16 protein-coding genes are annotated in these 24,688 nt (G+C 50.5%); 8 read left to right on the top strand and 8 right to left on the bottom strand.

Annotated features, from left to right (window positions below; genetic code table 11):
• The first annotated feature begins 23 nt into the window (after positions 1-23).
• Genes KK062_RS20875 through KK062_RS20890 form a run of 4 tightly spaced genes read left to right on the top strand, consistent with a single transcriptional unit; the run spans position 24 to position 9,936 of the window.
• A complete protein-coding gene (locus tag KK062_RS20875; protein WP_254086289.1) occupies positions 24-2,777 on the top strand; it encodes an RHS repeat domain-containing protein in 2,754 nt (917 codons plus the stop codon).
• Between the two features lie 22 nt (positions 2,778-2,799).
• A complete protein-coding gene (locus KK062_RS20880) occupies positions 2,800-9,090 on the top strand; it encodes a DUF6443 domain-containing protein (protein ID WP_254086290.1) in 6,291 nt (2,096 codons plus the stop codon).
• 10 nt (positions 9,091-9,100) lie between these two features.
• Positions 9,101-9,463, top strand: a complete 363-nt coding sequence (locus tag KK062_RS20885; protein WP_254086291.1) for a hypothetical protein — start codon at positions 9,101-9,103, stop codon at positions 9,461-9,463.
• Between the two features lie 26 nt (positions 9,464-9,489).
• Positions 9,490-9,936, top strand: a complete 447-nt coding sequence (locus tag KK062_RS20890) for a hypothetical protein (RefSeq protein WP_254086292.1) — start codon at positions 9,490-9,492, stop codon at positions 9,934-9,936.
• Positions 9,937-10,397: 461 nt separating this feature from the next.
• Here the strand turns inward: KK062_RS20890 and KK062_RS20895 are convergent, their stop codons facing one another.
• Positions 10,398-11,666 carry a hypothetical protein gene (locus KK062_RS20895; RefSeq protein WP_254086293.1) on the bottom strand — a complete coding sequence of 423 codons (1,269 nt, stop codon included), beginning with the start codon at positions 11,664-11,666 and terminating at the stop codon, positions 10,398-10,400.
• Between the two features lie 203 nt (positions 11,667-11,869).
• Between KK062_RS20895 and KK062_RS20900 the strand changes: the two genes are divergently transcribed.
• From KK062_RS20900 to KK062_RS20910, 3 genes are all read left to right on the top strand, one after another.
• Positions 11,870-12,316 carry an AAA family ATPase gene (locus KK062_RS20900; protein WP_254086294.1) on the top strand — a complete coding sequence of 149 codons (447 nt, stop codon included), beginning with the start codon at positions 11,870-11,872 and terminating at the stop codon, positions 12,314-12,316.
• Positions 12,276-13,451: a WYL domain-containing protein gene (locus KK062_RS30960; protein ID WP_254086295.1), complete on the top strand. Its 1,176-nt coding sequence runs from the start codon at positions 12,276-12,278 to the stop codon at positions 13,449-13,451. The genes KK062_RS20900 and KK062_RS30960 overlap by 41 nt, the downstream gene beginning before the upstream one ends.
• A 96-nt stretch (positions 13,452-13,547) precedes the next feature.
• The gene (locus KK062_RS20910) at positions 13,548-13,961 is read left to right on the top strand and encodes a DUF6157 family protein (protein ID WP_254086296.1); all 414 of its coding nucleotides are present in this window, start codon (positions 13,548-13,550) and stop codon (positions 13,959-13,961) included.
• A gap of 33 nt (positions 13,962-13,994) precedes the next feature.
• Here KK062_RS20910 and KK062_RS20915 read toward each other — a convergent pair whose 3' ends face one another.
• The 4 genes from KK062_RS20915 to KK062_RS20930 all read right to left on the bottom strand — a co-directional run bounded on the left by KK062_RS20915 (position 13,995) and on the right by KK062_RS20930 (position 17,650).
• On the bottom strand, positions 13,995-14,693 hold the full coding sequence (locus KK062_RS20915; protein ID WP_254086297.1) for an SIP domain-containing protein: 699 nt from the start codon (positions 14,691-14,693) through the stop codon (positions 13,995-13,997).
• Between the two features lie 91 nt (positions 14,694-14,784).
• Complete coding sequence (locus tag KK062_RS20920) at positions 14,785-15,642, bottom strand: helix-turn-helix domain-containing protein (protein WP_254086298.1); 858 nt, start codon at positions 15,640-15,642, stop codon at positions 14,785-14,787.
• Positions 15,643-15,823: 181 nt separating this feature from the next.
• The gene (locus KK062_RS20925; RefSeq protein ID WP_254086299.1) at positions 15,824-16,741 is read right to left on the bottom strand and encodes a helix-turn-helix domain-containing protein; all 918 of its coding nucleotides are present in this window, start codon (positions 16,739-16,741) and stop codon (positions 15,824-15,826) included.
• A gap of 12 nt (positions 16,742-16,753) precedes the next feature.
• Positions 16,754-17,650 (bottom strand): NmrA family NAD(P)-binding protein, encoded by an 897-nt coding sequence (locus KK062_RS20930; RefSeq protein WP_254086300.1) that lies wholly within the window; start codon positions 17,648-17,650, stop codon positions 16,754-16,756.
• A gap of 330 nt (positions 17,651-17,980) precedes the next feature.
• Here KK062_RS20930 and KK062_RS20935 point away from each other — a divergent pair, with 330 nt between their 5' ends.
• Positions 17,981-19,402, top strand: a complete 1,422-nt coding sequence (locus tag KK062_RS20935) for an IPT/TIG domain-containing protein (protein ID WP_254086301.1) — start codon at positions 17,981-17,983, stop codon at positions 19,400-19,402.
• 76 nt (positions 19,403-19,478) lie between these two features.
• On the opposite strand, the gene KK062_RS20940 is transcribed toward KK062_RS20935, so the two are convergent.
• The 3 genes from KK062_RS20940 to KK062_RS20950 form a co-directional block, all read right to left on the bottom strand.
• Positions 19,479-21,722 (bottom strand): ATP-binding cassette domain-containing protein, encoded by a 2,244-nt coding sequence (locus tag KK062_RS20940; protein ID WP_254086302.1) that lies wholly within the window; start codon positions 21,720-21,722, stop codon positions 19,479-19,481.
• A 156-nt stretch (positions 21,723-21,878) separates the two neighbouring features.
• On the bottom strand, positions 21,879-23,132 hold the full coding sequence (locus KK062_RS20945) for a YdcF family protein (RefSeq protein WP_254086303.1): 1,254 nt from the start codon (positions 23,130-23,132) through the stop codon (positions 21,879-21,881).
• 6 nt (positions 23,133-23,138) lie between these two features.
• A complete protein-coding gene (locus KK062_RS20950) occupies positions 23,139-24,674 on the bottom strand; it encodes a RagB/SusD family nutrient uptake outer membrane protein (protein WP_254086304.1) in 1,536 nt (511 codons plus the stop codon).
• Between the last annotated feature and the right edge of the window lie 14 nt (positions 24,675-24,688).

Here is a 24,688-nt window from a genome sequence, read left to right on the forward strand (position 1 = left end):
ACCCGCCCACAATGTATAACGGCATGATCGATATAACGGTACCGATATATACGATCGAGGCGCACGGTTTTAAGGTGCCCATCGAATTTAAATACCACGCTTCGGGAATCAAATACGATGATACCAGTAACGAAGTGGGGCTGGGATGGTCATTGATCTCCGGTGGCGTCATTAGCCGCTCGGTCAATGGCGCGCTAGATGGCTCGGTTGCCGGAACCTTTTCGAGGGATGTGTCAACATTCGTGACATGCCCTGATATTAACTCCGAGTTGGATAACGATTATGTACGAATCCAACAAGTTGCGGCCGGAAGCAGCGGACAAAATACCGGGAACGGTTTGCAATTGGATGGTGAAATGGATACATACTCTTTTTCCTTTCTGGGCCACAGTGGTAGTTTTAGCTTCCCATTTTTGAATTCGGAGGTTGAAGCCGCAACGCATCCAACAGGTGGCAATGCGCTTTTTACACCCGCCAACGGAATGAGGGTAATTAGTTGCACGGGGCAAAAAATTGAAATACTCGATACGGAAGGCGTCTATTACAAATTCGAAGTGAAAGATGAGGATCAAAACCTGCGGTTTAAAGAGTTTTACCTGACGCAAATCATATCTGTGGACAAGGCGGATACGGTGGACTTTACTTACGAGGTTGTATCGCAGTTCGTTAACTATATGCGGCGCCCCTATATAACATATACTGGCTCAGTTTTAACAAAAAGCGCGCAGGGAGGCCCCTCGGGCACCGAGGTCTCGCTCGAGTTTATTGAGGACGGAGGCGTATATATCCAGTATATGCGGCCACCCCGGCTTAAGCGTATCGACTTTCCGGGGGGATATGCAACGTTCGACTACGCCGTAAAGAACGAAGTAAAAACATGGGATTTGCAGCAGGTCAAGATTTATAACCAAACAGGAAGCACCCCTTTTCGAACCGTTAACCTGACAAAGACGGCGTTCACCAACGGTGAGCAGCGACTAGATAAAGTTACGTTTAATCTGGGCACGTCGAACTCCTTTGATTATCAGTTTGGATATAACGGTAGTCCATGGGGCATGTTTGCCCTTGGGCCCAAAGGAATAGATTATTGGGGCTACTTCAATGGAGCCATCGTTCCGTATGAAAAACAATACACACCCTATTTCCCGGAATTGCCCTACCTAATACGCGGCAGCACCACCGATCGTCTGCCAAACGTATCGGTTATCCAACAAGGTGTGCTGAATAAAATAACATATCCTACCAAGGGATATTCAGAATTTACCTACGAACAGCATAGAGGCCGGTATTCTCTAAGTCAGCCGGTGGTAGCCTGCGGCGGTCTTCGTCTTGCAGAGATCCGCAATTATCTACCCGACGGTACGCTGGCAGAAAAGAAATGGTATAAATACGGAGCAGATGAATCTGGAATAGGGGTAACCAATACTATGCCGCCCAGTCCCACCGATTTTCGACGGACGACAACATCACTTCATACGGTTCGTAACGGTCACGGTACGCAGTACTTAGCCAAAGTGAGCTATAAGGATACATATTTGCCATTTCCACGAGTTAGCTATTTTCTGATGGGAAGTGCTGCCGTCTATCCGCAGGTGACGGAGTACGCGGGCAATGCTACGGGGGCGTACGGTAAAACTGTGTATGAGTACGAAGTATTTGCAGATCAACAGATGTATTCAGAAGGATATACATACCGCTTGACAGCAGCGAGGCAATATGCCCGGACAAATCAGTGGAAGTCCGGTAACTTATCTGCGAAAACGGTATATAAGAAGAAAGACGACGAAACTTACGAGAAGGTATACTCCATTCGAAATGCATACATCGATATTAATAAAGCCGAATTCCGAAACGTGGCTGTGCTGCCTAATATAGAATTTACGTATGAGTGGGTAGGTTCAGGTTCAGCCATTCCGGATTATTTGACAAATTTTTGTGGTGTCCCTGAAGCATACCGTGGATACTTTCGCGAAAGACCGACCTTATGCCCGTATGATTATTATAATTATTACACCACTACGGGACTGCGGGTGCTGGCGTCCACCACAGAGGAGTCTGATGGCGTGTCGACGGTTACCTATTATAATGCTCACAACGTAAATGGCTTGCCGGCTAACGTCACGCGAACTTCCAGCGAAGGTGATAACGTCGTTACCGCATTCAAGTATTCGACAGATTTTGCCTATTCACCGTATGCGGACATGAAATCCGCCAATATTCTAACGCCTGTTATTGAAAAGACCATCTCGAAAAATGGATTCATTATGCGAAGGGAAGCTACCAGCTATGGATACTGGCATTCCCGATTTTTTGCTCCCTCGTTCTATTCGGAGGGTAATCTGAACGAAAGCCCGGTGACCCGCATGGAGTATAAGTACGATCTGACGGGAAGCTTGCGGCAAATCTCCAAAGACGGCGCGGTAAAGAATGTTTACCTATGGGGCTATAACGCTCGGTATCCGATTGCCCAGATTCAGAATGCTACGTACGACCAAATCCAGGCGATCCTGGGACAACCATTGATCGAGCGGGTGGCAAGTGCTGCAGTGCCCGCTTCCGCCGATCTCACCGCGATCAACAACCTGCGTACCAACGCAGCATTGCCGGGTGCCCTGGTGACGACCTATTCCTACCAGCCTTTAATTGGAATGATCTCTCAGACGGACCCGAATGGAAATACATCGTCCTATGGCCTCGATTCGTTCGGAAGACTGGTGTCGATCAAAAATAGTGACGGCGTTTTCGTTCAAACGTACGAGTACATATACAAGAAATAACGGGGTGTTTGCCAAACTTATCATGAAACTATATAACAGCGCTCGTTTTGTTTTATTCAGTATCTTTTTAGTTGGAAGCCTGCAAAATGCGATTGCACGGTCATATACCGTACCCCTGATAGGAAGCTCCGCAGCAGCACTGGGCGCAACAGACTGCCCGCCAGCACCTGCTTCCGCGACCGACGTCCATATGATCACCAACGCTTCGCAGCAGGTCACCCTGTCCGTTGCGATGGTGGCCGGTGCGAGCGGATATGCCTGGTACACTGTTCCAACAGGCGGTACGCCGCTGGCAGGCGTTTCCTCTAATAGCTATACCGTTAGTCTGGCTGCGACTACAACCTATTATGTTGCTACATTAGGCAATGTTTGCCCTAGCACTAGCCGTACGCCGGTAACGTTTTATAAATATCCAGAGCCGTACATCGTCGCTACAAACGGCGGCTGGATATCGCCAGAATCGCCGACTACGCTGTCGGTTACGGACTTCAATGGTCAGCCGGTAAGCTACGACACCTATCAATGGTTGGATGGCTCCGGAGTCCCCATCGCCGGAGCAACTGAGCCGACGCTTTTAGTTGCATTTCCAGGACGGTTTCGAGTACGGGTTACAAAAGGCATGTCGGCACCCGTAGTGAGTCAGTACGAATCTCCAGTTCGGCTCGGCCCGCGGCTTACGGATTATAACCATATTGTCATTAATACTATCCAAGTTCCGGGTGTGACGGATGGTTGGCCTGTTGATCGCCCGATAGAAGAAAACCAGGTGACCACGCAGTTTTTCGATGGGCTTGGGCGGCCCATGCAGACCGTGGTGATGCAGGGATCGCCTCAGCATCAGGACTTAGTCACGCCGGTTGTATACGACAATTTTGGAAGATCAACCCGGACCTACCTGCCGACGGCTACCGGAAACAACGGTTATTACAAGGCCAACACCGGTTTGATCGACGCGGCAACAGGCAATTACAAAGACGCCGCTGGTGCCACCTATGGTATAGGGTCCGCGAATAAGATCGCCGACGATAATCGCCCCTTCGGAGAAGTGGTACTGGAGTCTTCCTTGCTTAACCGGCCGCTCAAAGAGTTTGGCCCCGGACAGGAATGGACAGCCAATAACAAATTTACGCAATATGATTACCGGGCGAACACGGTCAACGACAACGTGATTTGTTGGACAATCAATGCGTCCGGTATGCCCGTGCCCCGTGCTGCGCCCGCGGGGCCAGCCGTATATGAAGCAGCAAAACTTCATGTGAAAGTAACGACGGATGAGCGCGGCAATCCGGTGCAGGAATATACCAATACGGACAAGCAGCTTATTCTAAGACGCGTATACGCAGGGGACCTGACTGCCAATCCGCCCGTCGTATGGGCGGAAACCTATTACATTTACGATGACCTTGACCTGTTGCGTTACGTGCTGCCACCGGAACTGGTCAGTCAACTGACCGGCACGACGACGCAAGCTCCTACCACAACGCAGCTGGCGAATTGGGCTTTTCAATACCGCTATGACACGCGCAAGCGCATGACGCAAAAGCAAGTCCCTGGCGCGGAACCAGTATACATGGTATATGACTTGCGGGATCGGCTCGTCTTGACACAAGACGGTGTTCAGCGGGCTGGTAACTATTGGTCTTTTACCAAGTATGACATGCTGGACCGTCCTATTCTCACAGGTGTAAAGGACACCACGACAGCCGTTTCACAGGAACTGATGCAATCGTCGGTGAACACACACTATTACAAGTCCTGGACCAGGCTCGGGGAATCTTTTGTAGGCTATGAGCAGGATAATATTCACGGGTATAGTAATCGATCATACCCGGTTTGTACGTCAGGCGCGTTGGTGGACGAGAACCATTATCTTACGGTCACGTATTACGACAACTACATTTTTATACCGGCATGGCTTCAGACAACCTACCAATACGAGAGTGCTGGGTTGACACAGCCTGTAAGCTATGGTGGTCCTTACACATCGCCCGCTTCGGCATTCGGAAAGGTATTGGGGCAGGTCACCGGGATGAAAACCAAAGTACTGGATGAGGGCGTGCGCGGCGGATATATGTGGCTGAGGACCGTAACCTATTATGACAAGCAGTATCGCGCCGTTCAAACAGTGGCTGATAATTTTAAAGGCGGAGTAGACCGGCAGTCGATGTTGTACTCGTTTACCGGGCAGGTTTTACAATCACGGCTTGTCCATTCGGAACGTGACGTCGCCTGGACGGGTTTTGTAGGAACGCGGGTAATAGGCAATAAGCTGTATCGCAATATCGGAAACAATTCCAGGGGACAGGCAGGCGCCGTGTCGCGGCAGATTCTCCCGGCTGGTCAGGATGGGTGGCTGGAATTCACAGCTTCAGAGCAAAACAAATCGCGGATGCTGGGATTTTCGGACCAGAATTTAGACGCGGACTATACTTCACTCGACTACGCTTTTTACTTGCGTGATGATGGCGTATTGCAGGTTCGGGAAGATGGCGGCAAGGAAAAGCCGAGTACGGGGGCGAATATGTGGACGTATAAACCTGGTGATGTATTGCGTATTGCCCGGATAGGCACGGCCGTCAAGTATTATAAAAATGGTGCCGAAATATATCCCGCAGAGATGTCCGTCACACAGACGAGCTCAACCACACCGTTGATGGTGGATGTGGCATTTTCCCAATCCCAGGGATCCCTTGTCGGCGTGCGGTCGTCTTTTTCCGGATCGACGCATACTGTCGGCCGTCGGTTTGTATACGACCATACAGGGCGGTTGACAGAAACGTATCATACCCTGGGACGTTCCGCGACCTGGAAAGACCGGGTCGGTACAGCGGTGCTCAGCGACGGTCTGACAAAGACCCTGACTACTTCATCGTGGGACGCAGGGGCCGTTTCGAACGAATCGATCCCGGCAAATACGGACGGATGGATCGAGTTCCGGGCAGTGGAGCGTAATGTAGCGCGCATGGTCGGTTTTACGGATCAGAACACAACAGCGAATTACAGTGATATGGACTACGCCGTCTACCTGCGTAACAACGGGGTTTTGTGGATCTATGAGAGCGGCCAGGATAAGGGTGTTTCCTTGTCCTACGCAGTCAATGATATTTTGCGAATTGAACGAAAGAACGGAACCGTTTATTACAAACTAAACGGCGAGACGATCTATACCAGTGCGACATCTTCAGCAAATGAGCTTCGTGCGGACTGCTCGATTTATACTCCGGGAGCCAAAATTGCATATGTATTCATGGGGACCAGCCCGGGAACATCGGAAGTGTTACTGACCCGTAATACCTACAACGAAGTTGGGCAACTGATAGGTAAAGATCTTCACAGCGCGAACGGTGCAACCGCCCAACAATCGATAGATTACCGGTATAACATTCGTGGTTGGATGACGTCTATCAATAACGCGTCGCTGACAAACGACGGGGCCATGAACGAAGACGTCGCTGGTAATGGAGATAAGGACTATTTCGGCATGAATCTGCTGTACAATACGGTCGATGCGGGACTCGGCAATACCGCGCAGTACGATGGCAATATTACCGGTATGACCTGGAGCCATAACCAGGGGCTCGGCGCGATCAAACAAAATGGGTACGTCTATGGTTATGATGCGATGAATCGAATTCAAAGTTCGCAGTTCAAGCAGCGTAACGCTACCACGTGGTCCGCGTTGGCAAACAACGGCTTTGCGGAGACAGGGTTTCGTTATGACCTGAATGGCAATCTCCTGAATCTTACGCGCAACGATAATCGTGTAACCGGCCTCACTATGGACGTATTGAATTATGACTATGGCACGGGTACGACGCGAAGCAACAAGCTGTTAAAAGTTATTGATACCGGAGACAAGGCAACGGGTTTTGTCGACGGTGCGAATACAAGCAATGACTATAACTACGATGCAAACGGAAACATGTTACATGATCTGAATAAAGGCATCGGGTTCAGCCTGACGGATCCGGCAAATATGATCTCCTATAATATCCTTAATCTTCCTCAGGTTGTCACCAAGGGAGATAACAGCATTCGATATATCTATGATGCCGCCGGCCGAAAGTTATCGCAGCAGGTAGGCTTCGCCTATGGCATGAAGAAGACCGATTATACAGGAGACTTCGTTTACGAAAACGATGTATTGCAATTCGTCCATCACGAAGAAGGTCGGGCTGTGATCGCTAATTCCGAGCTGGTGTACGCGAACACCTGTGACGTAGTATCACCTGATGTCACGGCGAAAGATGTGACCATCTCAGCAGTAACGATTGGCACGGAGAAGTACATCAAAGCGAAGACCAATGCGGCGGCACGCGCAGGAATCTTCCCGATCGGTTCCGGGGTGAACGTATTGCCGGGAGAGCGATATAAGATACGGGCAAAGGTGTACTGGACGAAAGGTACTGCCACTAGCAACCATCCTGCCAACATCCTGGTGACGCTTAACGGAAATGATATGGTGTGGCCAGGAGCGCTTATACCGCTTTCATCGACCATCAGGACAGAATCGTGGATTGAGCAGATCGTGACGATACCGTCGTCCGCGCCCGCCGACGCGTTGTTGGAAGTTGGTATTGTAGCCAATGGTACTACCTTCGCAGGCGAGGAGCTGTATTTGAATGAGTTTGAGATTGCCCGGTTGGCCGACGATATCCCCGAGTACCAATATTTCATGAAGGACCATCTCGGCAACGTCCGTCTGACGTTCACGACTAAACATGAGTCGGACACGGATATAGCAACGATGGAAGATGCCGCAGCGGACCAGGAGCGGACGCAGTTTATCGATTATGATGAGGCGGTAACGGTGAATGAGACGATTTTTGATCACACGCACATTAACAATTCAGCGCAGTCAACGTTCCGCTCTGTTCGTTTAACGGGTGGAGCCAACGATACGTATGGATTAGCAAAATCAGTCAGTGTGATGCCGGGAGATGTTATAGAAGCAGAAGTGTGGGGCAAGTATGTCGATCCTGACAATACAACGCCGGAGCTGCAGGGTATTCTGACGTCGATGATTCCTGGATCAGGCGCAGGGGGTGCAGTGGTCGACGGTGGCACGGCAGTAACCCTGGGAGCATCTGCATTTCCGTTTGTGGCGTTGATTTCGCGTTCTGGGGATACGGGAAGTGGCCCTCGCGCGTATCTGAACTACTTGCTTTTTGACCGCAACGATCAGATAATCAGTCAGGGGTATCGTCGGATGACAACGGCTGCGCGAGAAGATGGCGCTACAGGAAGTCATGAGCGACTTCAATTCGCCGGAAGTAACAAGATTGCGATTACGGAGCCGGGGTATATTTATTTCTTTTTTAGTTATGAGCCTAATGGCGTAACAGGAGATATTATGACAGAGGTGTATTTCGATGATTTTAAAGTAACCCATACGAAGTCGCCGGTGATTGAGACGGATGATTATTATCCGTTTGGGCTTACGTTCAATTCCTATCAGCGGCAAAATTCTATTCATAATCGCTGGAAATTCCAGGGGCAGGAGCACATTGATGACTTGAATCTAGGATGGGATTCGTTCAAGTGGAGAAACCATCAGCCGGAGATAGGAAGATTTTTCAATGTAGATCTGTTATCTGAGAAATACTACTTCAACTCTCCCTATGCCTTTAGCGAAAATAAGGTTGTTGCTGATGTCGAGTTGGAAGGGTTGGAGTCGGTTAAAGCTAAGACAGTATATACTAACAATGCTAATGGAACCATCACGGCAACGTCGAGTACAATTGCAACTACTGAGAAATTGCAGGCTACGGTGGCAATAACTTCGGGTACAGTGATGGTAAGCGGTAAAATGGCTGGCATCGAGGTTGGGGCAGGTATTAAAACAGAAGAGACGGATTTAATTGGTTTTAGAGATAATGGATTTGTGTTTGGTGGATATAATGAAAGTGGTGATTACGTTGATCGCACGGGAGCGAGCGGAGGTGTCGGGTTGTTTTCTCTTGGAACTGAGGGTACGCGGATCAATGGTGTAGGAACGTCTTCGGATGTTTCTTTCTCAGTCGGCGGTTTAAAAAACACCGTGACTACAGACGCGGCCACCGGCACTCAAACGTATCAGCAAAGCTTTGATATTGGAGGCCTTACTTTAGGTATTGGAGTTGTTGGGGTTGATATTGGCCTTTCATATAAAACAGAGCAAACCGTGACGCAAACGACAACCACGTATAAAGGTGATATGGGGATTAAACCTTCCGGAGGTAGCAGTACATCAAAGCCAGCTACTGCGCCTAAACTCACCTGGCATTATGTCCCCGGAGTAGATGCTTCGAAAATTAAAGAAATCATAAAGTAGATGAAGTAATATGAAAAGTGAGGAGATAAGTAATCTGCTATTGGTACTTGTTGCCATAGCGTGGTACACCAAGATTTGGCTTCATTTTAACTATCTCAGGGTTAGTAAGGCGGAATTTAATGGATTAAACTTGGTGTCATTTCTTACTAACCCAGCGAATTTTTTTAAGATTATTGCCGTGGTTTCGCCAATTTTCTTCCCGACTGGTGACAGCGATGTATCCAATACAAAGGTTGAAAAACGGAAGGTTTGGATTAGTATTCTATTTTTATGGGTGGTATTTGGGGTAGGCCTTTTCTATTTATACAAGCATCCGCCTTCTCGCGGAGTTAAGAAAATAGAATATGACTTTACTAAAAGCCCTACTGAATGACTTTGTCGACATTATTATTAAAAAATATGAAACAAGTGTTTATTGTTGCTTTGATGTTGTGGTCGCTTAATATGAGCGCGCAAGATGTGCCTCAGAAATTTGTGGATCAGTTCTTTAGTATATATCAGACGAAGGGAGCAAACGATGCGATTGATTACATTTTCTCGACCAACAGGTGGATGAATGAGTCGAAAGACCAGATTGAAAATGTAAAATTCAAGCTTAATGGTACCATAAAGCTAATCGGTAAGTATGAAGGCCATGACTTAATCACAAAAAAGACTGTTGGTGAGCATCTTTTAGTGTATACATTTCTGGTGCGATATGATCGGCAGCCACTCAGGTTTACCATGATGTTTTATAATCCCTCAAAGGAATGGCGATTGTACAACTTCAGTTATGACGACTCCCTGGACGAAGAGTTGCAAGAAGCAGCGAAGGCTTATCGACTTAAAGAAAATCTGCAAAACTAGCTTTAGTCCACTTCTTGTCTTCGTGGATATGGCGACTAACGTACCAGTGTCCCCACGACCTTCAACACATTCTCCGTGACAATCTTATGCCCGGCCGGGTTAGGATGAATGCCATCGGCGATATTTAACTTCTCATCACCCGCTACGTCCTGTAGCAGGAAAGTATCAATGAGGTGTTATTTCCCTGGTCAATTCCGGATCGATCTTTTGAAAGCTTGATGTATAAACGGCTACGAGTTTGGTGACACCATTACGCCGGCGATGACGAACTTTACGTTGGATTCTTGGCTTTTACCTCACCAATTAGATCTACCAGTTTCCCCACATGTTGCCGCAGAAACCGTCATGGGCACCGAATCCCAGAGCGAAGATCTGAACGAGTTGACTATTTCCCACTACCTTGCCAGTAAGTCAGAGGCAATGCTTAAATATCTGTAAGACAGTGCCTTCTTATTAAAAAATCAATTAGCCGCCTTCTTCCGGTTAACTCCAAAGAATGCCCCGAGCGCCGAAAACGTCCCAACAGCGACTTCGTTAAACGCTTCGCTCACCTTCAAGTCAAGAAGGTTCAAACCCAACACGTAATACGCCGCGGCACACAACAACCCAATCAACGCTGCATACAGGAAAGGCTTAAGACTGAATTTCTTACCACCTTTTAAAAACGTTAGCAAGGCGCCAAACAGACCACCTCCCAACGCTGCCACCAGGAATACCCAGGGAAACGTATAGGCTACAGTTATCTCGCTACGCTGCGTATTATCCTCGACCGAAATGGTCACATCGCCGATTCCCTCCGAGCGCAACATCACCGTCACCGGCTCATTATATTTTACCTCAATGGCTGAAGGCGTAATCGTTCCGCGCTCCGCCTGCAAAATTACCTTTCTCGACTTGCCGGAGTTTGAGCCGATATATCGGATGGTCACGGGTACTTCCTGTATCCCCAGGCCTTGCATCGATTTTCGCTCGATGGATAGTTGTAACGCGGGCTTGACGGGTACAAACACGTCATAGCCGTTCGGGTTGAAATTGGTCACGAGCTTTACCAACGCCGAATCCTGAACGTCGCGCTCCATGAGCTCCACGTCGGATAACGGCAGGAAAAGGTGAGAAAGCTCAAGGCTCTTGGGAGTAATAGTACGAATCGTGTTGGACGTAATCTGCAGCGGGATCGGTTTATCCAACGCCGCGGCGTCTCCCGACTCGTCTACCAATAAAAAGCTAATGGCTCCCGTAAACACGTCCTTCTCGGCATTAAACTCCAGCGGCACATTCGAAGCAAACGCAATGCGATACGTCCTGCTGGTGCCGTCGCTGGAAGATTTTTCAAAATGCAGCTCCGGAATAATTTTCAACTGCGACACATCAATCTTCGACGCCAGCGAGTCTTCCATTTTACCGACTACCATCCGGGTTTCTTTTTCATCCAGCTTGCCAAGAGCACTACTATACTGAATCGTCTGACGTCCGTCCTCTACTTTAATCTCATCGCGGCGCAGCAGCTCCTTCGACCCATCCGCTTGTAGGACTTCGACCTTTTCCGTTGGACGTATATACTCCCGTACGGCAGGCGACACGCGTTGCAACTGGGGTTCCTGCTGCCGGGGAAGGACTTGTGCAGAAACACTGGCATTGTTCAGGGTGGCCGATCGGCGGCGCTGGCTCGCGGCCGGCAACGCCACCGTCAGCAACACAACGAGTAAATAAAAAACGGTTAGTTTCTTCATGTGCAGAGATTAAATATAAAAACCCACCATACGTCAGGTATATTGACGCACGATGGGCTCCCGTCTATAAAGATAAGAAGATTTAGTTAACCACCGCATACCCTAAAAGTGTCAAAATAGACCTGAAACACAGCCTCTTTGGGGGATTACTTATGCCAATCTTACCGTATTAAACAGCGTCTATATAACCGATTGCGCCATCCATGTCACGTGCATTAAACCAGGAGTTTCTGCAAATTCTGCATACGCTCAACAACAGCTCGGACAACCTCTATATTACGGGCCGCGCCGGCACGGGCAAATCCACGCTGCTGAAATATTTCATCCGTACCACCTCAAAAAAGCACGTTGTACTCGCCCCCACGGGCACGGCGGCGCTAAATATCGGCGGTCAAACGATACATTCCTTTTTTCGCTTTGAACCGGAAATCATTCATCCGGCCACCATTAAGATAGACCACAAAAGAGCAGACTTATTTCGAACACTGGAAATGATTATCATCGACGAGGTCTCCATGGTCCGTGCTGACCTGATGGACGGAATCGATATCGCCTTGCGCAAAAACTGCCGAAAGCCCCATACTCCCTTCGGGGGAACAAATGGTTTTTGTGGGCGACTTATTTCAGCTCCCACCAGTGCTGCACGATAAAGACGAGGAAGTGATCTATACCCGCTATGGCGGAGAATACTTCTTTCACGCGCCGGTATTCCAGAATTTTAATCTCCCGGTCCGTGAGCTTACGACAGTGGTGCGTCAGTCACCGCAGCAGATAAAATTCAAAGCCCTGCTGGACAACATCCGCGTCAACCGCGTGCGCGACACAGACTTGAAGCTCCTCCAATCGCGCTGCAAGAAGCCAACGGCAGCCCACAAGCACGCCCTATACCTGACAACAACCCGCAAAGCCGCGAATGGCTTCAATAAAAAGAAGCTGGATGAGATCGATTCGGCGCCCTTCCAATTTGAAGGCACCTTACTGGGCGAATACGAAAAGCTTCAGGACTTGAGCCACCATAAGCTAAACAATAAATTTCCGGCACCCTATATACTCGAGCTTAAAAAAGGCGCTCAAATCATGATGGTCAAAAATGATCCGCAGAAACGCTGGGCCAACGGTAGCATCGGAAAAATCAGTAAAGTAGGCCGTCGCGGTATCGCGGTAATAATCGACGACAAAGAATATAAAGTAGCGCCCGAGCAATGGTCGGAAATCCAATACGAACTGGACAGAGATACCGGTGCCATCGAGCCCAGGGTAGTCGCAGCGTTCGTTCAATACCCCTTGCAGCTGGCGTTTGCCATGACCATCCACAAAAGCCAGGGGAAAACATTTAGCAAGATCACCATCGATACCGGCACTGGCGCGTTTGCGCACGGGCAGATGTATGTCGCGCTCAGTCGGTGTACAACGTTACAGGGGATTACGCTGGTCAATCCGGTAGACAAACGCGACATCATTGTCGACCCGCGCGTCATTGACTTTTATACCGGGGGAAAGATCACCCGTACAAAATTTCAGAAACAATCACCTGCTGTTAAAAAGGCGCTGCTGGAGGCTATCTCCCGCGGCAACCCTATCACCATCGAATACCGTAAAACCAGGGACGAGATCAGCAAACGCACCATCAGCCGTGTGGAAATTTGCAACGACTACCAGGACAACGGCTATGAAGACGCCCACATCCGAGCCTATTGTCACCTCCGAAAAGCTGAGCGCACGTTCAAGATCGATCGAATCATAACGATCAAGACACTTCGCTCGCTGGGCCGCGTATCAGCCTGAAAAACAACGAAACCTGACGTCGGTCAATAGATACCGACAGTAGTGATTTTGCATTAAAACCACCGCTCACTATCTTGTAATACAGTTGCAAAAAATATGAAAACCCATACCACCAATTATTTCGATACGTTTATCGAGGTAGCCGAAGATACAAAGGCCAGCAGTGGCACAAAACCACCGTCGAAAGGCGACGCTAAAACCGTGGCCGAAATGCAGTATGCTTTAGTCGCCAGAAGCCCGTACAAATATACCTCGGACGACGTACTCTTCCGGGTATACGCGGAGCGGAACGACATTCCCAAAGATGAGCACAAAATAGCCCGGGAGCAATTCTTCTCAAAAGGACAGGCCTGTCTTCGCGCCTCTCCACTCACAAAAACGTATGGCTTCGGGGTCCACAGCAACAGCGAAGGCAAGATCGCCCTCTATGGCATGGAAACTCCGGAGTACGAGAAACTGACAAAAGACACAAAGGTCAAAAAAGTCAAGGCCATGAAGTCGGCCCGATAAGGCCTCGCCCAACAGCATGACCATAGTAGGCCGTCAGGACCAAAACCCGTTCGCAAATACCTTCGCACGAAATCCCGGAACAGCCTTCAAAGCCTTCCGCACTGTCTGCACCATGGGAATGTGCCCCGCGACATACACCGCGCTATAGCGGGTCAAATCTTTCCCTTGAATAGCCTTCAGCAACAGCTCCGCCGCATCGGCGTCTTTTCTCATCATAAAATTAAAACCGCCGTGCTCCGCCACCAGCGACGCGGGCAGCGTGTATACTTCGTTTAGATAGACAAAGGCATCCAATGGCTGGCGCCCGGGGGAAATCATTTGCTTCAACGTCATAAAGTGCCCCAGTGCACTCCCATCCCCCAGCCCCAGCACATGGCCATCCGACGAAGGTAACGATGCCGTGCTCGCAGGCGAAAACTGTATCGTGTCGCCTACCCGCAGTTGCTGGGCCCACGCGCTACCAAACCCTTTGTGCCCCGTCTCAATCAGTACGGTACATTGATGCTTCCCGGCATTCCAGGTTGCAGGGCTGTAATCGCGGTATTCAAACTCGCCTACCTTGCACTTTATCCGGGGGATAGACTTCCATTTAGTCATATCGACTGTGGGAAGATAGACGACCAGCTCCACCATGGCCGCCGGTTCCCAGTGCCTGACTTCCAGGACCTCCCCTTCATCGATGAGGGCCTTCTCTATCAGATTGAATACTGCCTTCTTAATGCCATTCGCCATACTCTGTCGCTGCGATTAATACTACACAACGCAAAGGACGGGCAACCGCCACCCGGCAACAATGACCGATCCATGGCAATGATAGGACAAATCACGGTAACTTGATTTTTTGCCGGAACTGCAGCGGTGTCTGCCCGGTCATCTTCCGAAACAAACGATTAAAATAGCCCGGGTCAGCATACCCAAGCTTGAAAGCGATCTCCTTTACCGATTGCGTTGTATAGAAAAGCGTGCGCTTAGCCTCCAAGATAATTTCATGATGGATCCAATGACTAACAGGATATCCGGTGGTCTCCTTCACTACTTCGTTCAAATAGGCGGGTGAAATATGCAACGACGACGCATACTGCGCCGGACTTTTCATCACCCGAAAATTGGCCAGGACCAATTTCCGGAATTGCTCGGTGATCAGCGCCGGACGCGAATGGTGACGTGCTTGCAGGTCCAGGTTCTGTTGAATCGCGGACGAAAATAAATTGAGACAAACGTCCAGCATCGAGCGCAACGTAGGCTCTAAACGAGGGTCTTGTTGCCAACGAGCGTCCAACCGTTGCAGCAACCCAAAGCTCTCCTGAAAAAAAGAGACCTGCGAAGGCTCAACAGCAATAGGTCTGTTTCGAACAGCACTTTCCATCAACACCGAACGGAACGAATGATGGATCCAATCAGCATCCACCGCGATAAACCAGAACACGGCATTTTTTACATACACACCATGATGCACCTGTCCGGGCAGAATACACAAAGCAGCGCACCCCTTCGCCTCCACTTCCCGAAAATCAATCATCACCCGACTCACGCCACGCTCTTGAAAAATCAGGATATAATTCTCATCCCGGTGCGGCTTGTTGTTTTGCAAAAGCAGCGGATCAGAGACCTTCGCGATCTCAAACATCTCCTTCCCCCGCCCCCGAAGATTAAAGGTCGGAATCCCACTCCGCTTTTTCATAGCATCAAAATTGACGAAAGTCTGGCCGTAAAGAAAAGAAATCCCGTCATCCGGCGAAATAAAATTCACGGAATCCATGGGACAAATCGCGGGTCTCCGGATCCCTGGTTCCGCCCACCATCTTTGTCCAACACGGCCGTGCCGGCCGATATGCCAGTCTAAGACTGGCGCGGGCCCTTGCTTAAAACGACTGTCTAAACTCCAATGGTGAAAGATTCGTCTTCGCCTTAAACAATTTACTAAACGACTGCGGATGTGAAAAGCCTAATTGATAGGCAATCTCACTCACTGTAAGATCCGTCGTCGACAGCTTCTCCTTTGCCCTATCGATCAGCCTATCGTGAATATGCTGCTGTGTATTCTTCCCCGTGAGCATCCGTAACATACTCCCCAAATACCCCGGCGACACATTCAGCTCACTCGCCAGATACGTCACCGTCGGTACACCTTTTTCCGTCAGCGCATCACTTGCCAAATACGCCGCCAGCAGATCCTCCATACGCGCCAGCAACGTATGATTGCTGACCTTTCGCGTAAGAAACTGACGATTATAAAAACGATCCGCGTAGTTCAACAACACTTCCAGCTGCGAAATGACAATTGCCTGGCTAAACTGATCCATGTTCGCGCGGTACTCATGTATAATGCCTTGCATAACTCCGATCACAATCGCCTCTTCCTTCTCCGACAGGAAGAGTGCCTCGTGCACCGAGTAATCAAAGAAGGCGTACTGTTTAATAGACTTTGCCAACGGCGTATTCCAGAGAAAATCGGGATGAATCAGCAACATCCATCCCGTATGTTCAACTTCCTTGTCTGGCTCCCACTCGATGCGAAGCACTTGCCCCGGCGCCATAAACGTCATGATCCCCTCGTCGAAGTCATACACCTGCTGACCGTATTTCATCTTCCCGCCAAAGTTCCGCTTCAACGCAATCGAGTAGTGGTTCAATACCATCGTAAGCGCGTCGCTCGTGTCAGGATGACGGACGTCCTCAAACCGAACCACGCTAATGAGCGGATGTTCCGGCTTACCGAGCTGCATCAGGCGATGATATTCGCTGATGGAGCGGATGTGCTGCGGCTGACTTTGACTCATACGACAAAGGTATCAGCTTTGATGATAGACTGCTGCAAACTCCTTCGCAAAATCAGTCAGCTTTACCTTGCCAAAAACGGGCTTATGCTTGTTATAATCCTCCGCCAGCTTGCCCGTGTGAAGGCTGTCATACAAGTCCACGTACAGCCGGGCCGTATGCGGATTAAAACCCGCCTGTAGTGCGCGTGCCAACATTTCTTCGTTGGAGATCACCTCCCATCGCAGCCCAGGTTTGCCGATGGCATTGCCCAGGATACGCGCGATCTCATTCGCCGTCAGCTCCTCGCTGGCTACATACCGTATCTTCCGACCCGGGGTGGGATGTTCTATTTCGTCCGCAATCGCATCTGCAATATCCAGCGGCGAAACAATGGCCACCACATCCTCCGCCCCGTAATTGGAGACGATCTTTCCCGTCGCTTTGATCTGCCCGATAAAGCTCAACAGGTTATAATGAAATGACGTAGGCCGCAGGGTGGTAATGTTTATCTCCGCCGGCAACGCATTGAAGACCTCCTCCACCGCGTGCGCCCCTAAAATAAATCCCGTCCCGGCGTCCAGGTCCGCGCCAAAGCTGCTCAGGTGAATCACACGCTGCACGCCCGAAGCAACAATAGCCTGTGCGTAACATTCACCCAACTGCCGGGTATACGAAATGGGCTCCAGCGACTGATCATAATAATAATTAGGCGGCGTCATACAATATACTACATCGGCGCCTTTGAACGTCTCTGTCAAAAAGGAAACATCCTCCAACGATCCAATCGCGGCCACGGCGCCCAGTGATTCAATAGCTGCCTGCTTATCAGCCTTACTGCTGATCACGATCACCTGGTGCCGGTTGGCAACGATTGTTTGGGTAAGCGGCTTGCTGATATTACCCAGCGAGCCCGTAATAACAATTCTCATATGCGTTGATTTTTATACCACAAATCTCCGCCAGAAATTGTCACGCATGTTAGTCGAATCGACTGACGTTGTAGCCATTCCGAATGCTTTACATCGATCGCACGTACACACGGCCCATCAGGACTTCACCGGGTAGTGCCTGAACCAAAGTATACCCCTGTATACTAATTAATTATAGTTCCTCCCTTGGATATTCTGGTATGGTAGCTACCTTCGCAACGCAATTATTAGTATCATAAAATATAGTGAGGCTCTCCTGGAGCTATTGGCCAAATTTTAAATGTATCAGAAATAAGTATAGTCTAATCTCAAATTATTAAAGCTGTGTTAATGAAAAAAGTACAACTCCTGTTTGTTCAGGCTACCGTGTGTCTGTCACTTCTTGTTGCGTGTGGTGGGGACAACGACGACCTCTCCACCAATCCTGATGATGTTGCTTTTTTGGACTTTTCGCCGGAGACGGCTTTCATCGGCGATGAGATCACGATCCATGGCAGGAACCTGGGCACGAACCCGCATGCACTCATCGTTACCTTCGGCGATATTATTGCTAACGTCGTGACGGTGGACGGAACGTTCGCCAGGGTGATTGTGCCCGATGATATAGAGACAGCTTCCGTCGGGTTAGAGCTCCGGATAAGCCTGGCATCTTTAAAATCTGGTAAAGCCTTTACCCTGAAAGCGCCGGTGATAGAATCTATCTCGCCGACGTCGGTACTTCCCGGACAGGAAGTCGTCATCAAAGGCAATGGGTTTAGAAACTCCCAAAGGTTTGAGCAGGTAAAGTTTGGGAACACTATGTTGAAAGGTGAATCAGTCGACCCCGGCAATACCGAGCTTCACCTATATGTTCCCGCCGATGCGACGCCGGGTAAATATGCTGTTAGCGTAACGGTCGCCGGGTTGACCACCACGGCAACCGACCTGGTGGAAGTCACGGGGCCTCCCGTATTCTCAGGCTTCTTGCCGGCGACAGCTTTTATCGGCGATGAGATTACCCTGACGGGTGAAAACCTGGGTACTGATCCCGACCGGTTGGCCGTCAGCTTTGGAGGCGTCGATGCCACGGTGGTGAGCGTCGACAAGACGTCGGCGAAGGTCATTGTGCCGGATGATATAGAAGCGTCTTCGGTACAGATTCGAATCAGTATACCGGGTGAAGAGCTTCTGAGCTCGGCCAACAATTTTATACTGAAAGCTCCTGTCGTCGAGTCGCTTTCGCTTATCCGCGGATACTCCGGGCAGTTGGTGAAGCTCATTGGTAAGGGTTTCAGAGACTCTTACCGGTTCGAGCAGGTGGCCTTTGGCAGCAAGGTCATCGAGCGGGGTTCCGTTGCCAGGCCCGGACATAATGAGCTGCTCGTCAGCGTGCCCGACAGGCTCGCGGCGGGAAAGTATCCCGTGTCTGTTACAGTCGCAGGCATGACCGCCACGGCGCCAGAGTCCTTTGAGGTCATCGTGCCATCCGTTACGTCGTTTACACCAGCCTCGGGATCCCGATACGCTACCATGACCATCACGGGAACAAACTTTATCGATACAAACTATACCGGCAATAAGGGCGGAAATACCAGTGTCAGTTTTGCTGATTTTGCTACAGGCCTCAATTCACGATCAGGCCTTGTAACGTCGATCACGGATACGCAAATAACGGTCTTGGTACCGCAGCTGTGGCCGGGGACGTATAAAGTGACGGTCGGGGTGCAGGCGTCGTATGTTTCCGCGGAAGCGACTTTTACATACGAAGAGTAGCCAAAAAAAACAGCGTGCGTGTGCGCGCGAGAGCGGATACAGGTGTTCTGTTCGCTCTCACACTCACACTCTTTCATCACTCTCCTATATATCCACTCGTAATCGACCCTTCCGCGTGTAGCAACTCCTCCGGCGTTCCCTCAAACACAACTCGTCCGCCCTTGTGCCCGCCATCGGGGCCCATGTCTATGATCCAGTCTGCGTGGCGCATTACGCTTACGTTGTGCTCGATCACAATCACGGTGTTGCCAGCGTCTACCAGGCGGTTCATGATGCTCAGCAGATGATCGATGTCCGACATGTGTAAACCCGTGGTGGGCTCATCCAGCACATAGATACTGCCTTTCTTGTGCAGCTCGCTGGCCAGCTTGATGCGCTGGCACTCCCCGCCCGACAATGTGCTGAGCGGCTGCCCCAGTGTCAGGTAATCCAATCCTACGTCGCGCAAGGCCTGCAGTTTCTTCTGGATCTCCTTTTGCTGAAAGAACTCACTGGCTTCCGTCATCGTCATATCCAGTACATCGGCAATCGACCTGCCGTCGAAGGTATACTGCAGCACCTCCTCTTTAAACCGCTTCCCTTCGCAAACATCACAGGGAACCTTCACGCCGTCCAGGAACGCCAGGTCGGTATAGAGCACACCGGCGCCCTGACAATTTTCACACGCTCCTGCGGAGTTGAAACTAAAGAGCGAAGCGCTTACACCGTTCTTCGCGGCAAAAACCTTCCGCACATCATCCATAATACCCGTATAGGTCGCGGGGTTGGAGCGCGTCGACGTACCCACGGCTGATTGGTCAATGACCACGGCGTCGGCATGCTGCTTTAAAAAGACATGGTGAATCAACGAGCTTTTGCCAGAACCCGCGACACCCGTCACCACGGTCAGGATACCGGTGGGGATCTGGACGCTCACGTCGTGGAGATTGTTGACGCGGGCGTGCTGAACGGCCAACGACCCCGTCGCCCGGCGAAATGTACTCTTGATCGGCGACGCCTGCCGCATGTGCCGTCCCGTCAGTGTGCCCGACGTCAACAGCGCGTCAAACGTCCCTTCAAACATAATGGTGCCGCCACGATTACCGGCGTGCGGCCCTACATCCACAATGTGGTCGGCGACTTTAATCACATCCGGGTCGTGCTCGACGACGATTACCGTATTGCCCTTGTCCCGCAACTTCTTCAACAAATCATTCAACCGGTGCACATCGCGCGGGTGCAGCCCCACGCTCGGCTCGTCAAAGATATACATCACATCCACCAGGCTGCTGCTCAGGTGCTTCACCATTTTAATACGTTGCGACTCTCCGCCCGACAAACTGCTCGTCTCACGGTCGAGGCTCAGGTAATCCAGTCCGATGTCCACCAGGTGTTGCAGTCTTTCTTTCAGGGTCACCAGCATGGGGCCTGCGACGGGCGCATCGATCGCTTCGAGAATATTGATCAACTCGGTAATTTCCAGCGCGGAAAGCTCCGCAATATTCTTACCGCCAATCTTGCAGTGCAACGCCGCCTGACTCAACCGCGCGCCTTTACACAACGGGCACCGCTGCAGGCCGATGTAGGGCTCGACACGCTTTTGTGTTCGCTCCGACATCGTCTTCAGGTCGCGCTTGATAAAGGCCTTCGTAAATTTCTCGATCACGCCCTGGAAGGTAATATTCATCTCGCCACCACCAAACTGCATCTTCACCTTGCGCGGTTTGCTGTGCAGCAGCAGGTCCATCTCTTCGGGCGAGAAATCGCGCAGCTTCTTGTCGTTATCAAAGAGCCCCGAACCCTGATACATCGCATTCTCCCAGGTCGCAAACACCGGCACCTGTACCGCGCCTTCGTTTAAGGACTTGTCCAGGTCTACGAACGAGTCCGCCAGCACACCCATTTTTTTCCCCAGCCCATGGCATTCCGGGCACATGCCCTGCGGATCGTTAAAGGAAAACGCATTGGAGTTGCCCGCATACGGCTGGCCTACGCGGGAATAGAGCAACCGCAACACCGGGGCGATATCCGTGATCGTCCCTACCGTAGAGTGTGACCCACCACCCAGGCGCTTTTGGTCCACGACAACGGGCATACTCAGATTTTCGATGGCATCGGCTTGCGGGGGTGCATACCGCGGCAGGAAGTTGCGCACAAACATCGTGAAGTTCTCGTACAGTTGCCGTTGCGCCTCCGTGGCAATCGTGTCGAAGACGATCGACGACTTGCCGGAACCCGAAACACCGGTGAAGATCGTGATCTTCCGTTTCGGTACGCGGAGAGAAATGTCTTTCAGGTTGTTTTCGCGTGCGCCGCGGATCTCAATATACTCTTGCATCATAACATTTGGGGGTTCGTGAATCTGACTTTAACGGAAAACCAGCCTCAGAGGTTACGACGCTGCAAACTTCACGATGTAGCGCCCGGAAAAAGAAAGCCCACCCTGCGTCATAGGCCATGACGCAGGGTGGGCAAATGTATGGGCAACACGCTTATGCTACGGGTCCAGCGGATCCAGGGGATCCATATGCAAACACTCCATGACGGGGTAAAACTCGATGACGTGATTCGTCAGCTGCTTTTTCCGTGTGTACGGCGTATATCCCAGCTCCCGGATGTTCCGCGCATCAAAACTATCGGCGGCGGAATATTTGGTTTGTGACATCGATGTTACAAACAACGATGGGCCCGTGACCGGCATTCCATACCGGACCATCAACCGCACCGCATTGCGAATGTTGGTCGTCGTGTGCCGCGCCTGCGGCTCGACAATAATGGCCGATGCAGGAATGTTATACTTCTCCATCAGGTACTTCTTCATTTCCACGGCCTCGTTATACGGTCCCTGAAACGGGTAACAATACCCACCGGAAGGAATAATGAACGGCGCATCCCCTGCCAGGTACCGGCGCGCGGCCATATCGCAATGAATTTTTCCATTCGGACTCACCGGCGTCGTTGTCAGCGTCGGCCCCGCGCCCGGCAACACAATGGCGGCATACCGGTATTTCTTCCAATCGGTTTTTTTAATTTGATCGAAGGCCGCCTTGTTAATACCTTCTTCCAAAGGTTCCAGACGCGCCGGCTCATCCCGGTCGTTCGCCTGCATCAGCTGCATGGCCACCGCAAGCGATGGCTTGTAAAATACATCGAAGCCTTCACTCACCTCCGCCAGAGACGACATCATATCTTTCAACGTCGTGCGGTACATACGTGAGGTCACCACATAACTAACGGAGTCGATATGCGGGTAGCGCATGCGTTTGCCCAGGCCATACTGGTTAATGATATAATCCATACCATAAAAACACTGATTCCACGCCTTGCCCAGCAATACACCGTTTGCCATACCCGCAAAGCGCTGGTAATAACCCGACGGCCGTAAATGCGCATCGATCATTTTGTCAAACGCCCTTTTATTGGCCGCGTAAACACTGTTTAATTCCCGGGCGAGCGACGCTGTATCGTTCTTCCAGAAAAAGTCAGGCATCAGGCTGGCAGGATACGAGCACGTATCCGTAACGTGTGCTTTCAGTATTCCAACCTTTGCCTGTAGAAAAGATTTCAAGGCAACGTTTCCCGCCAGAACGGCTTTTACATCCGGTGTCTTGTCGATCACGGTGAGTAAATAAAAATTCTTATCCACCGTCAGGTCGCCCGAAGACAGCCTGCGGTAATTTTTATCATACCCCTGCGCTGCCGCACATCCGGCAATCAGCATCAAAACAATAATTGCATGTACTCTCTTCATGGCATGTTAATTATATCCATCGTTCTGATACATTTTCTCAGGATCGAGCTTGTATTCATCGAACGGTATCGGAAAATAAACATCTTTGGCAGACACGTTGTTCAGGTCTGAGATCCCATAATCCGCCTGATTCTTACCCTTGATATAGTCGACAAACGCCTGAGGTTCCGCGCCAAACGTACGGAGAAGATCAAACAGGCGATGATTTTCAAACGCCAGCTCTACCCGTCGCTCATGCAGGATCGCCAACTGCAACGTCGGGTATTTTGCGTGATACACCGGATCTGCATTGGCCACGGCATATAACGGCAACCCAGCCCGCGTGCGCGCCTGATCCAGGTAATCAATAGCCTCCGCGGTGTTTCCAAGACGCTCGTTCACTTCGGCAAGCATCAGGACGATATCGGCAAAACGCATCAGGATAAAATCGTTGCCCCCATAAGCGTTGACACCCGCAGTGCTGCTGGCATCGCGATACTTGGTAATAAACCAGGCCTTTGCTTTCGCATTGTCAGCCCACTTCACCGAAAAATCCTTCCGCAGATCGTTTGCCTCATAGTCATTCACCAGGTCGGGGTTAACATAGGTTCCCTGACCAGTGCCCGGCTTCAATGAGTTGATGTTCTCACCGATGGATTGATTGCGCGCGGCCAAACCTGACGAGTAGTTCAGATCACCTTGCTTGTAAACAATCTGGAAAATAATTTCCGGACAGCTGTTCTTCTTCGTCACATCGAACACATCCGCATACGGAACATCAGGCAGTTGACCAAAGCTGCGCATCCCATACGCCGTCTCCAGGTACGTCCTGGCGTTCGTGAGATTCTCCTGGCTGCCCTCGGCAAAGAGCTCACCCAGCGTCAGGTACACCTGGCCAAGCAGACCATTGATCGCTGCCTTACACGTACGTCCCTTTCCTGCGGCCACCTGAAGGTTCGGGATCTCGGAATCCAACGCCGCTTTCAGATCAGTAACAATCTGCGCATATACTTCCGCCTGCGGCACCCGGTAGGTATGCTCCACAATAGCATCATACGACGTCAGGTTCTCCGTCACCATCGGCACGTCACCCCACTTGCGCACCAGGTGAAAATACGTGAGCGCACGCAAGAAAAGCACCTCTGATTTATAGATCTTACGCGTCTCCTCATCCGCAAATTTAATAGAAGGATCATCGATATACGACAACACATAATTGGCACGCGACACCGTCACATACAGCGCGCTCCAGTGTGACTTCAAATTGGTATTGCCCGGCAGCAACGAAAAATTGGTAAACTGAAAAGGTTCCCCTGCGCTCGACTGGTTGTCAAGGCGCCCGGCATTATCCGAACGCTCCTCGTTAAATAAGTCGCTGCTTTCGCCCAGGCAGTTGTTACTCCGAATGGCATTGTAGATCCCCGCCACAGCCTTGTCCACGTCGATCTCCGAAGAGAAATAACGATCGCTGGGTACCGCATTCGGGTTCGGTACATCCAGATAATCACTGCACGATGCCAGCACCAGCGCAACGATCACGAATAGAAAACTTATATTTTTCATGGTAAAAAGTCTGT

It is taken from the genome of Dawidia cretensis (assembly GCF_018598175.1).
Lineage (GTDB): Bacteria > Bacteroidota > Bacteroidia > Cytophagales > Cyclobacteriaceae > Ohtaekwangia > Ohtaekwangia cretensis.

Coding starts and splice junctions, on each gene's coding strand:
- KK062_RS20940 (WP_254086302.1), bottom strand. CDS start 21,722: ATGATGCAAGAGTATATTGAGATCCGCGGCGCACGCGAAAACAACCTG.
- KK062_RS20925 (WP_254086299.1), bottom strand. CDS start 16,741: ATGAGTCAAAGTCAGCCGCAGCACATCCGCTCCATCAGCGAATATCAT.
- KK062_RS20920 (WP_254086298.1), bottom strand. CDS start 15,642: ATGAAAAAGCGGAGTGGGATTCCGACCTTTAATCTTCGGGGGCGGGGG.
- KK062_RS20945 (WP_254086303.1), bottom strand. CDS start 23,132: ATGAAGAGAGTACATGCAATTATTGTTTTGATGCTGATTGCCGGATGT.
- KK062_RS20915 (WP_254086297.1), bottom strand. CDS start 14,693: ATGGCGAATGGCATTAAGAAGGCAGTATTCAATCTGATAGAGAAGGCC.
- KK062_RS20895 (WP_254086293.1), bottom strand. CDS start 11,666: ATGAAGAAACTAACCGTTTTTTATTTACTCGTTGTGTTGCTGACGGTG.
- KK062_RS20885 (WP_254086291.1), top strand. CDS start 9,101: ATGAAAAGTGAGGAGATAAGTAATCTGCTATTGGTACTTGTTGCCATA.
- KK062_RS20880 (WP_254086290.1), top strand. CDS start 2,800: ATGAAACTATATAACAGCGCTCGTTTTGTTTTATTCAGTATCTTTTTA.
- KK062_RS20900 (WP_254086294.1), top strand. CDS start 11,870: ATGTCACGTGCATTAAACCAGGAGTTTCTGCAAATTCTGCATACGCTC.
- KK062_RS20910 (WP_254086296.1), top strand. CDS start 13,548: ATGAAAACCCATACCACCAATTATTTCGATACGTTTATCGAGGTAGCC.
- KK062_RS20875 (WP_254086289.1), top strand. CDS start 24: ATGATCGATATAACGGTACCGATATATACGATCGAGGCGCACGGTTTT.
- KK062_RS20930 (WP_254086300.1), bottom strand. CDS start 17,650: ATGAGAATTGTTATTACGGGCTCGCTGGGTAATATCAGCAAGCCGCTT.
- KK062_RS20890 (WP_254086292.1), top strand. CDS start 9,490: ATGAAACAAGTGTTTATTGTTGCTTTGATGTTGTGGTCGCTTAATATG.
- KK062_RS20935 (WP_254086301.1), top strand. CDS start 17,981: ATGAAAAAAGTACAACTCCTGTTTGTTCAGGCTACCGTGTGTCTGTCA.
- KK062_RS20950 (WP_254086304.1), bottom strand. CDS start 24,674: ATGAAAAATATAAGTTTTCTATTCGTGATCGTTGCGCTGGTGCTGGCA.